The organism is Pseudomonas sp. NPDC087614 (genome assembly GCF_044743485.1).
GTDB classification, from domain to species: Bacteria; Pseudomonadota; Gammaproteobacteria; order Pseudomonadales; family Pseudomonadaceae; genus Aquipseudomonas; species Aquipseudomonas baetica_A.
In genome coordinates, this window is record NZ_JBIUWN010000045.1 from 25392 (window position 1) to 35951 (window position 10560).

The following is a 10560-nucleotide window of genomic DNA, read 5'->3' on the forward strand; positions in this document are numbered from 1 at the left end:
CTTACGTCGCGTGGTCAATTAACTTATGAAAGTCATGCTCCTGGTGATGGACGAGCAGCGGGTCATTCTCGACCGGCTCTACGACATCGTTCAGCAGAATTGTGATGAGTGTTTCATCTATCGTTTGAGCAAGCAGCAACAAATGAACCTGGGGCCGTTTCTGGCCTCGGTTGATTATCAAACCTTCGATCGTGTGGTGATCTTCTCCCGGGTCAAGCGCCTGACCAGACAATTGCGGGTGCTCAAGTGCATTCCCGGGTTGATCTTTCTCGAACACGACGCGTACCAGAACTACATGCCTGCCAGTAAATACCGTGGGGTGTATTCGCGTCTCTATCGTCGTCTTCCGAGTTGTCGGGCGTTGGTGTCCGGTGCCGTGGTTGCCCGCAAAATGCTGGCTGAAGGCATTGATACAGCGTTCGTTTCAAAGGGTTACGACGAACAGATGCTGCACAACACCGGTGTCGAGCGGGACATTCCCATCGGCTTTCTCGGTAGCCTGAAAAGTACCGAGTATGCCCAGCGCAAATCGCTGCTCGAGTCTTTGGTGCAGCGCACCGGCATGCTGGTGACCCGGACCGAATCGGGCTCGGAGTATCTGGAAATGCTCAATCGCATCAAGATTTTCGTCAGCGCCGACATCGGCATGAACGAATTCATGATCAAGAACTTTGAAGCCATGGCCTGCGGTTGCGTATTGCTGGCCTGGAGTCAGGGCGAAGAAGACCAGTTGCTCGGCTTTGAAGATATGCACAACACGGTGTTTTATCGCAGCGAAGCGCAAGCACTGGAAAAGATCAAACTGCTGCAGGACGACCCGGAGTTGGCGCAGCGTATCGCCAGCAATGGACAGGTGTTCGCACAAAGTCGCTATTCCTTTGCCCGTGTGGGTCAGACGTTGGCTACTGAAATCCAGCGCGAGATGCGCCCATGGCAATCGCCTTCGGCGCTCACGAGGTTCTGGGTCAAGTTGCGTTACGGAATGAAGGTACTGGTCTGAATGAAGAACGAACAGATGGCGCTGGATGCGCTACCCGGCGGTGACCAGTCTATTCTGGACGCGTTGCCTGAGCCGTTGCGTGAGTGTCTGAGTCGTGCGGGTCGAGTCGTGCTGATCGCGAACAATCCAGCGATCACGGCGGCGGATTTTCAAGCGCTGAACATTGGCGTCGCTGATGTCGTGGTCAGCTTCAATACCTGCATCAAGGCATCCCTGCTCAACTCGCGTAGCGTGAATATCTTCGTGCACGGATGCAATGCGCCGGATGCGTATTTTTTCGGACTGCCCTGCGGGCCTAATGTGCAGCGGCTGTTAGATCAGTCGAGCGAGCGTTGTTTCACTATCCTGGTGGGGTCTGTAACTCCGATGTCTCCGTTGCCGGGGGTGGCCATGTACTTGGATCGTATTCCCTTGCCGCCGCTGTTGAACTATCCCATCAATCGCCCCACAGGCAAGCTCTATGCAGGGCCCTCCACGGGTTTCAGCACGCTGGTGCTGTTCGACTGGTTGCGCGGCTATGCCGGTTTCAACTTTCAGCTCATGACCCTGGGTTTTTCCAACGAAGCAGGAAAACTGTGGGGTGGCCATGCCTGGGATTATGAGAGGAACTGGCTGCAGACGTCAGATGTTATCGTGGTACCTCTACAACCTCGTCGTTGGTGGCAGAAACTGTTTCGCAAAAAATAAAACGTACTGTCGATTTTTGAGAATCGCAGCGGTGCGATGCTTGGGGGCGTATCACTACGTTTCGGCTATTTACTCGCGCGTTTCTTGCCGATGCCCACCAGGCTCAGGGCCTTGAGGCTCAATTGCTTGAGCCCTGGGCGAGGGGGTTCTGCCGGTTGCAGTCCCTGCTGCACGAGCCAGTCTTTCCAGCGAATCCGCTCTTCGCGCACGACCCACCCTTCCTGGCTCGCAAAGCTCTCGGCCAGGTAGAGTCCGCGGGTACTGGCCGGCAGGAGTTTGTCGCGCTTGAGGGTGTACAACTCGGCCACTGGCGCGCCGTCCTTGAGTGGCATCAGGTACAGGTCCGGGCGTTTGCGGTCGAGCCGCGCCACCAGTTGATCGCCCTCCAAACGCTCATCGACGTGGAACAGGCTCAGGGATTTGGCTTCCTTGGGCACCTCCAGCCGCAGGTCATAGATCAATTGCAGCGACGCGGTGGGCAAATGCACGTACGCCCGTGGACGTTCCAGCAATTGCAGATTGGCGCAACGAATGGGCCGCGCCGAGCCGGACAGCGGCGTCAGGCGAAACGGCAGGGCCTCGCGATAATGCAGCGCGGCTGAGTAGGGCGCCGGCAGCCACGTATCGTTGAAGCGCCCGCCGAGCCAGCCTTCCGGGGTTTCCAGCAGACACTCTTCGGCGATCTCTTGAATGGCGGTGTGCAGCGGGATGTTCAGTTCGTGGGCCGGCACGTAACCGGAAATCAACTTGAGCACCACGTCGCCGCGATCCTGGCGCCGCTGACGCACCAATACCCAATAATCGCGGTTCTGCCAATGGAGAGTCAGTCGTACCGACACCCCGAGGTTCGCCAGTTCCAGTGAGAAGCGCTCGGTGTCGGCCACGCTGACCGGTTTGCGCCGCTGCAGGGTCTGGGTGAAATTCAATGGCATGCCGACACTCTGATACGTCAGGCCTTCGGGCGTTGCTTCGACGAACAGTGGCAGCGTCTTGAAGTTGCTCGGGTTCTTTCTGATGAGCGTGCGCGCCATATCGGCTCCTGCTTAAGGCCGCGAAGCGGCGTCAATGACCACGAAGGACTTGGGCAACGGTCGCAACGTTATGGGCGAGGTGCAGCGGATTGATCGTCCCGACAATAGCACTGGCTACGCCAGGCTGGGCAAACAGCAACTCGAAGCTGGCCTGCACCGGATCGACGCCCGGGCTCAGGCAAACGTGACCGCTGGCCAAGGCTTTTTTCACCAGGATGGCCTTGCCGTGAACAGCAGCATAGTCAATGACAGCCTTCTCGTTTTGTTCGTTCAGATTGTAGGTGACCATCGCGCAATCGCCTTGCTCCAGCGCCTTCAACCCGCCTTCGACGGTTTTGCCGGAGAAACCGAAGCCGCGGATCTTGCCTTCAGCCTTGAGCGCCTCGAGCGTCGCGTACACCGCTTCGTGCTCAAGGATGGCGATGTCGTTGCCATCGGAATGCACCAGCACCAGATCGATGAAGTCCGTTTCCAGACGTTGCAGACTGCGTTCCACGGACATCCGGGTGTGCGCTGCGCTGAAGTCGTGGCGAGACTCGCCGTTGGCGAACTCTTCACCGACCTTGCTGACAATCACCCAGTCCTGACGCTGACCCCGCAACAGTGGGCCGAGGCGTTCTTCGCTGCGGCCATAGGCCGGGGCGGTGTCGATCAGATTGATGCCCATGTCCCGAGAAAGTTTGAGCAGCCTGCGCGCGTCGTCGTCGTCGGGAATCTGGAAGCCGTTGGGGTATTTAACGCCTTGATCACGGCCGAGTTTGACGGTGCCCAGGCCCAACGGCGAAACCCTCAGGCCCGTGCTGCCCAATGGGCGTAGCAAGTCGTGCAGGGTCGCAATCGTCATGGCAGCAGTTGCTCCCAGGCCGGAACGCCCATGAGTGGTTTCGGCAGCGGCGGTAATGGCTCGGCGGCTTGCGGCTGGATACCGTCGCGTTGCAGCGAAGCGAACACGCGATCAGCGAAGTCCGGTGCCAGCGCCAGTTTGGTGGGCCAGCCGACCAACAGGCGCCCCTCTTCGGCGAGGAAGGCGTTGTCCGGGCGCGTCAGGCCGGTTTGCAGCGGTTCGGCACGGTCGACGCGCAAGGTCGCCCACTGCGTGGTGCTGAGGTCGATCCACGGCAACAACTGAGCGATTTCTTTTTGCGCCGTGGCGATCTGCTCGGCAGGCTCGCGAGCCACGCCTTCACTTTCGGCGATGTCGCCACCCATGTACCAGACCCACTGGCCGTCAGCGGCCGGATGGGTTGTCACGGTGATGCGCGGTTTGGTGCCGCCGCCCAGGCAGTGGGCGTACAGCGGTTTCAGACCCGGACCTTTGGCGATGATCATGTGCAGCGGACGGCGTTGCATGGCCGGTTGGCTCAAGCCCAGGGCGGTGAGCAGTTCAGCGGTACCGGCGCCGGCACTGAGGACGATGCGCTGGGCGCGGATTTCGCGACCGTCGACTTTCAGGCCGACCAGCACACCCGCTTCGAGCAGAGGCTCGATGGTGTGTCCGGCCAACAGGCCATCGCCGGCCAGATCGGCCAGACGCTGGATCAGGCCCGGCACATCCACCACCAGTTCGGCGAGACGATAGACCTTGCCCTTGAAACGCTTGTCTTGCAGGGCGGGTGGCAGTTGTTCACCTTTGACCTGATCGACACGGCCACGCACGGCTTTGCTGGCGAAGAAACTGGTGAGGTTGCCGGCGAGGGTGCCGGGCGACCATAGGTAATGAGCGTCGGACAGCAAGCGCACGCCGGACAGGTCCAGTTCGCCGTTACCGGCCAGCGCTTCACGCCAGCGCCGTGGCATATCGGCGATGGCTTCCGAGGCGCCGGTCAGCGCACCGTGCAGCGCGTACTTGGCGCCGCCGTGGATGATGCCTTGGGATTTCAGGCTCTGCCCGCCACCGAGGCTGGCACTTTCCACCAGCACGGTCGAAAAACCCTGACGACGCAGACGTGCATTCAGCCAGAGGCCGGCGACACCAGCGCCGACAATCAGAACGTCGGTGGAAATAACAGATGGCATGCAGCGACCTCAGAGTTCAAGACGAGGGCGCAGTATACAGACTCGGGAAAGAGGCGGATTTGTCGGTGATCAACAAGGCTGAGACAAGACCAATGTGGGAGCCTGCTCGCTCCCACAGGGATTGGAGTTGGCGTTAATGGCCGGCGGTTTTCGAGAAGAGCTGGATGACGACGACACCCAGGACAATCAACGCCATCCCCAGCATCGCCGGCAGATCCAGCTTCTGCCCGTAAACGAACAGCGCCGCGACACTGACCATGACGATGCCCATTCCGGCCCAAACGGCGTAAGCGACACCCACCGGCACCGTTCGCACCACCAGCGTCAGCATCCAGAAAGCGATGCTGTAGCCGACAATCACCAGAATCAGTGGCAGGGGTGTGCTGATGCCTTTGACCGCCTTCATCGAAACGGTGGCTATCACTTCGGCGCAAATGGCAATGGCCAGATAGACGTAGGCGTTCATGGTTCAAATCCTCATGGAAAATGTTGCTTGCTGAGGCGGCATTCTAGTGATTCCTCAGATGGGGTAAAGTCATTACCTATCTGTTATTGAGATAGGTTGGTGGATCAGCATGCAGTGGAATCTCGATCAGTTGCGGGTGTTTGTCGACGTCGCTGAGCAGCGCTCGTTCTCCGCCGTGGCGCGGCAGCAACGCAAGGCGCAGTCAGCCATCAGCAGTGCGATTGCCATGCTGGAGGACGACTTGGGTGTCAGCCTGTTCCAGCGTAGCAGCGGGCGTCAACCCAGCCTCACCGAAGCGGGTGAGGCACTGCTTGAAGAGGCGCGGGAAGTGTTGCGCCAATGCGAGCGCCTCAATGGTCGGGCCATGGCGATGATGCGCGGCCAGGAGGCGCAATTGCGGGTGGCTCAGGATGAGGCGATGCCGTACCAGGCGCTGCTGGAGAGTTTCGGCGCGTTGGCCGAGCATTTCCCCAGCCTGGAAGTGCAACTGACCAGCGCCGCCCAAGGCGAAGTGGCGCGCAAACTGGTGGAACACCGCGCCGATCTCGGGCTGCTGTTCTATCACGATGAAATCCCCGAGGCACTTGAACGTCGGGTACTGGGGCGCGTGGAGATGGTCACCGTCTGCGGGATCAACCATCCCTTGGCGACGCAGTCCTACGTCACCTGCCAGCAAATGGCGCAACATCGGCAACTGTTGATGTCGACGCAAACCAGTGTTTACCCCGGCAACGACCCGGCCAGCCCGCAAGTGTGGCGTGCCGACAGCTTCTATGTCATGGCCGAGTGGCTGGTGCGCGACCTGGGCTGGGCGTGGTTGCCACGGCATGTCGTGCAGTATTCGGCCTATCAGGGCTTGATGGTCGAGCTCGACAGCGAATGGACGCCGCCGGCGCTGGTGGTCGAACTGGTCTGGCGCCGCGACGAGCCGCTCGGCCCGGCCGCGCGCTGGCTGGCAGAGCGTTTTGCCGTGCACTTGCGGGCCATCGGCGACAAAAGTCGATAAACTCCGCCGCCATGAATAGAACTCTCTACACCGCGCTGTTTTACCTGGGGCTGCCATTGGTGGCGATTCGGCTATGGCTACGGGCGCGAAAAGCGCCGGCGTATGCCAAGCGGATTGGCGAACGTTTCTCTTATGGCATGCCGACGTTGCAACCGGGTGGCATCTGGGTGCACGCGGTGTCGGTGGGCGAAAGTATTGCGGCGGCGCCGATGATTCGCGCCTTGCTGCAACGTTATCCACAGTTGCCAATCACTGTGACCTGCATGACGCCGACCGGATCGGAGCGAATTCAGGCCCTGTTCGCCAACGAGCCGCGCATCCAGCATTGCTACCTGCCGTATGACTTGCCGTGTGCCGCAGCGCGTTTTCTGGAGCGTGCGCAGCCGAAGCTGGCGGTGATCATGGAAACCGAGCTCTGGCCCAATCACATTCATCAGTGCGCCAAACGCGGCATTCCAGTGGCGTTGGCCAACGGGCGATTGTCTGAACGTTCGGCCCGGGGTTATGGCCGTTTCAGCAAGCTGACCGCGCCAATGCTCGCCGAGATGAGTTTTTTTGCCGTGCAGACCGAAGCGGAAGCCCAGCGCTTCCGTGATCTGGGCGCGCGTCCTGAAACGGTCGAAGTGACGGGGTCGATCAAGTTCGACCTGACCATCGACCCGCAACTGCTGCAGCGCGCCGCCCAATTGCGCGGCCAGTGGCAAGCGCTGGAACGTCCGGTGTGGATCGCCGCCAGCACTCACGAAGGCGAAGACGAAGTGGTGCTCAACGCCCATCGTCAATTACTGGCCAGCTATCCGAATGCACTGTTGATTCTGGTGCCGCGTCATCCGGAGCGTTTCAGCACGGTGTTCGAGCTGTGCCAGCGCGAAGGCTTCGCCACGGTGCGCCGCTCCACCGACGCTAACGTCGCGGCTGAAACATCGGTGCTGCTCGGCGACACCATGGGCGAGTTGCTGTTTCTCTATGCCTTGGCCGACAGTGCGTTTGTCGGCGGCAGCCTGGTGCCGAACGGTGGGCACAACCTGCTGGAACCGGCCGCCTTGGCGAAACCTGTGATCAGCGGCCCGCACCTGTTCAACTTCCTCGACATCGCCGCGCAGATGCGTGAAGCCGGCGCGTTGGTTGAGGTGGATGATGCCGAAGGGCTGGCAGTGGAAGTGCGGCGCTTGTTCGAACTGCCGCGCGATGCGCAGCGCATGGCTGAGGCGGGGCTGAATGTGATGCGCCGCAATCAGGGGGCGTTGCAGCGTTTGTTGGATGGGTTGGGGCGCTTGATCAAGTAACCCTACACAAAAAAAGATCGCCGCCTGCTCCAGCTCACACCGCAGGCGGCGATTTTTTTTAAGGCCGCGCCTTGAGCTGCGCCTCAGCAGCCTTGGCCAGGTCCGGCGGCAGGAAGTCCTTGTCCGGGTTGTAGTCGGCTTTCAGATAGCGCGTCAGGTCCTGCAAGTCACCCGGGTTCAACGTGCCTGCTGCCTGCTTCAAGCGCAGGTTGTCGAGGATGTAGTCGTAGCGGGTGTTGTTGTAGTTGCGCACCGAGGTGTACAGCTGTCGCTGGGCATCGAGCACATCGACGATGTTGCGCGTACCCACTTGATAACCGATTTCCGTGGCTTCCACTGCGCTCTGGTTGGAGATGATCGACTGGCGGCGCGCCTGCACCTGCTCGACATCGGTGTTCACCGCACGGTGCAGGTTGCGAGTGTTCTCGACGACTTGCCGGCGCAGGGATTCGCGCTGTTGTTCGCTCTGATTCAGTTGCTCGTAAGACTGACGCACTTGCGAACTGGTCAGCCCGCCGCTGTAGATCGGGATGTTCAGTTGCAGCCCCAGCGTGCTCTGTTCGACGTTGCCACGGTACGGCGTGCCGAAGGCGTTCGGATTGGAGAACCCGAGGGCGTCGTTGTCACCCTTTTCGTATTTGGCCACGGCGTCGAGGGTCGGCAAGTGACCGGCCTTGCGTTGCTTCAACGTTTCCTCAGCCGAACTGACAGCAAAGTTGCTCGCCAGCAGATTGAGGTTCTGTTTCGCCGCCGTGTCGACCCAGGCCTTGGCGTCGTTCGGCGCTGGCGGCAGGATCGGCAGCGTGTGGACGATGCCTTGAATCGAGTTGTACTGACGGTTGGTCAGGGTGATCAGCGCTTCGAACGCATCATCGACCTGACGCTGGGCGACGATCCGGTTGGCCCGTGCGGTGTCGTAGCTGGCCTGCGATTGCAGCACGTCGGTCTTGTCCGACAGGCCGACATCGAAGCGCTCGTTGGACTGGTCGAGTTGGCGCTTGAACGCCGCTTCTTCCGCTTTGGTCGAGGCCAGGTTGTCCTGACTGCGCAGCACATTGAAGTAGCTTTCGGCCGATTGAAGGATCAGGTTTTGCTCAGTGGCAGACAGTTGCAGCGCCGCCTGTTCGTTGACGTCTTTGGCGGCCTGGTACTGGAACCAGCGATCAGCGCGGAACAAGGGCTGGGCCAGGGTCGCCTGATAGGAATGGGCGCTGCGGCTGGCGGTGGCCGAAGGCTGGTCGATCGAGGTGCGCACGTTGGCGACTTCGGCGCCACCGGACAGGTTCGGCAGCAGCCCGGCGCGGGCCTGCGGTACGACTTCTTTCTGTGCACCGTACTGGGCGCGAGCGGCGGCGAGGTCGGCATTGTTGTCGACCGCTTCCTGATAGACGCTGACCAGATCGGTTTTGGTCGACAAGGGCGCTTCTGCTGCCCAGGCCATTGCGTTGGACGCACAAGACACGGCAAGAGCCAGTGAAAGTTTGCGCAGCATGAGGCGATCCCTAGCAAATATTATGGAAATAATCCGGGTGTCAAAGGTAAGGCGCGGTCCACGCAGCGTCAAGGCGCAGCATGGCGTAGCGAGTGTAGTTGGGCATTGGGGCTGCAACAATCCTGCAAGCACCGGCAATTGCGCCATTCATCATGGTGTTTGCCGCGGTGTTGGCGTTCTTTGCCGCTTGTGTCTAGACTGGCCGGGTTCTTGTCGGGGTGCCTTGCTATGAGGCTGAGATCGAATAATTTCGGATCCCGTTGAACCTGATCAGGTTAGCGCCTGCGTAGGGAACAAGATTTCTCGTCACCCGGCGAGTCCTCTTGTGCTTCGTCCGGGATATTGTTCGACAATCGAACGCTCGACGACGATGCACAGCACCGGTCCTGGTGCGTCCGTGCCTTTCAGGTTCTGCTCCGACAATCCACTGCCTGGATGCTGTCTGGAGAGCCCGTGATGACGACAAAAGCAAAAAACGCGATCAACCTGAGTGACTCGGCCAAGGTCGACGAGCAATCGGTCAAGCCGTTCACCCGTTCGCAAAAAGTCTACGTTCAGGGCTCGCGCCCGGACATCCGCGTGCCCATGCGCGAAATCACCCTGGACGTGACCCCCACCGACTTCGGCGGCGAAATCAACGCGCCGGTCACTGTGTACGACACCTCCGGTCCGTACACCGATCCGAACGTGGTGATCGACGTGCGTAAAGGTTTGGCCGATGTGCGTTCGGCCTGGATCGACGACCGTGGTGACACCGAGCGCCTGGCCGGCCTGAGCTCCAGCTTCGGCCAGGAGCGCCTCGCCGACCCGGAACTGACCAAGCTGCGTTTCGCTCACGTCAACAACCCGCGCCGCGCCAAGGCCGGGGCCAACGTCAGCCAGATGCACTACGCGCGCAAAGGCATCATCACCGCCGAGATGGAATACGTCGCCATCCGCGAAAACATGAAGCTGCAAGAGGCCCGCGCCGCCGGCCTGTTGAACCAGCAACACGCCGGGCACAGCTTCGGCGCGAGCATCCCGAAAGAAATCACCCCTGAGTTCGTCCGCGAAGAAATCGCCCGTGGTCGCGCAATCATTCCGGCCAACATCAACCACGTCGAACTGGAACCGATGATCATCGGCCGTAACTTCCTGGTGAAGATCAACGGCAACATCGGCAACAGCGCCCTGGGGTCGTCCATCGAAGAAGAAGTGGCGAAACTGACCTGGGGCATTCGCTGGGGCTCGGACACCGTGATGGACCTGTCCACTGGCAAACACATTCACGAAACCCGCGAATGGATCATCCGCAACTCGCCGGTGCCGATCGGCACTGTGCCGATCTATCAGGCGCTGGAGAAGGTCAACGGCGTCGCTGAAGACCTGACCTGGGAGTTGTTCCGCGACACGCTGATCGAGCAGGCCGAGCAGGGCGTCGACTACTTCACCATCCACGCCGGTGTGCTGTTGCGCTATGTGCCGCTGACCGCCAAGCGGGTGACCGGCATCGTTTCCCGTGGCGGTTCGATCATGGCCAAGTGGTGCCTGGCGCACCACAAAGAGAACTTCCTCTACACCCACTTCGACGAAATCT

At 60.4% G+C, this 10560-nt stretch carries 10 protein-coding genes and 1 riboswitch; of the genes, 5 read left to right on the forward strand and 5 right to left on the reverse strand.

Annotated features, from left to right (window positions below; all coding sequences use genetic code 11):
• The first annotated feature begins 25 nt into the window (after positions 1-25).
• The gene (locus ACIOWA_RS17315; protein ID WP_401160920.1) at positions 26-1000 is read left to right on the forward strand and encodes a glycosyltransferase; all 975 of its coding nucleotides are present in this window, start codon (positions 26-28) and stop codon (positions 998-1000) included.
• The gene (locus tag ACIOWA_RS17320) at positions 1001-1687 is read left to right on the forward strand and encodes a hypothetical protein (RefSeq protein ID WP_401160922.1); all 687 of its coding nucleotides are present in this window, start codon (positions 1001-1003) and stop codon (positions 1685-1687) included.
• 65 nt (positions 1688-1752) lie between these two features.
• Here ACIOWA_RS17320 and ACIOWA_RS17325 read toward each other — a convergent pair whose 3' ends face one another.
• The 4 genes from ACIOWA_RS17325 to ACIOWA_RS17340 all read right to left on the reverse strand — a co-directional run bounded on the left by ACIOWA_RS17325 (position 1753) and on the right by ACIOWA_RS17340 (position 5200).
• Positions 1753-2718 (reverse strand): metal ABC transporter ATPase, encoded by a 966-nt coding sequence (locus tag ACIOWA_RS17325; protein WP_401160924.1) that lies wholly within the window; start codon positions 2716-2718, stop codon positions 1753-1755.
• 31 nt (positions 2719-2749) lie between these two features.
• The gene (locus ACIOWA_RS17330) at positions 2750-3562 is read right to left on the reverse strand and encodes an aldo/keto reductase (protein ID WP_401160926.1); all 813 of its coding nucleotides are present in this window, start codon (positions 3560-3562) and stop codon (positions 2750-2752) included.
• Positions 3559-4734, reverse strand: coding sequence for an FAD-dependent oxidoreductase (locus ACIOWA_RS17335; RefSeq protein ID WP_339538292.1), 1176 nt, complete (start codon positions 4732-4734; stop codon positions 3559-3561). The genes ACIOWA_RS17330 and ACIOWA_RS17335 overlap by 4 nt, the downstream gene beginning before the upstream one ends.
• Positions 4735-4867: 133 nt before the next feature.
• On the reverse strand, positions 4868-5200 hold the full coding sequence (locus tag ACIOWA_RS17340; protein ID WP_221731228.1) for a multidrug efflux SMR transporter: 333 nt from the start codon (positions 5198-5200) through the stop codon (positions 4868-4870).
• 109 nt (positions 5201-5309) lie between these two features.
• Here ACIOWA_RS17340 and ACIOWA_RS17345 point away from each other — a divergent pair, with 109 nt between their 5' ends.
• The gene (locus ACIOWA_RS17345) at positions 5310-6206 is read left to right on the forward strand and encodes a LysR family transcriptional regulator (protein WP_339432291.1); all 897 of its coding nucleotides are present in this window, start codon (positions 5310-5312) and stop codon (positions 6204-6206) included.
• Positions 6207-6217: 11 nt separating this feature from the next.
• Positions 6218-7492 (forward strand): lipid IV(A) 3-deoxy-D-manno-octulosonic acid transferase, encoded by a 1275-nt coding sequence (gene waaA, locus ACIOWA_RS17350; protein WP_401160928.1) that lies wholly within the window; start codon positions 6218-6220, stop codon positions 7490-7492.
• Positions 7493-7550: 58 nt separating this feature from the next.
• On the opposite strand, the gene ACIOWA_RS17355 is transcribed toward waaA, so the two are convergent.
• On the reverse strand, positions 7551-8984 hold the full coding sequence (locus ACIOWA_RS17355; protein WP_339432293.1) for a TolC family outer membrane protein: 1434 nt from the start codon (positions 8982-8984) through the stop codon (positions 7551-7553).
• A gap of 204 nt (positions 8985-9188) precedes the next feature.
• Positions 9189-9294, forward strand: a riboswitch (TPP riboswitch).
• Between the two features lie 146 nt (positions 9295-9440).
• Here ACIOWA_RS17355 and thiC point away from each other — a divergent pair.
• A partial coding sequence (thiC, locus tag ACIOWA_RS17360; protein ID WP_401160930.1) for a phosphomethylpyrimidine synthase ThiC occupies positions 9441-10560 on the forward strand: 1120 nt, incomplete at its 3' end.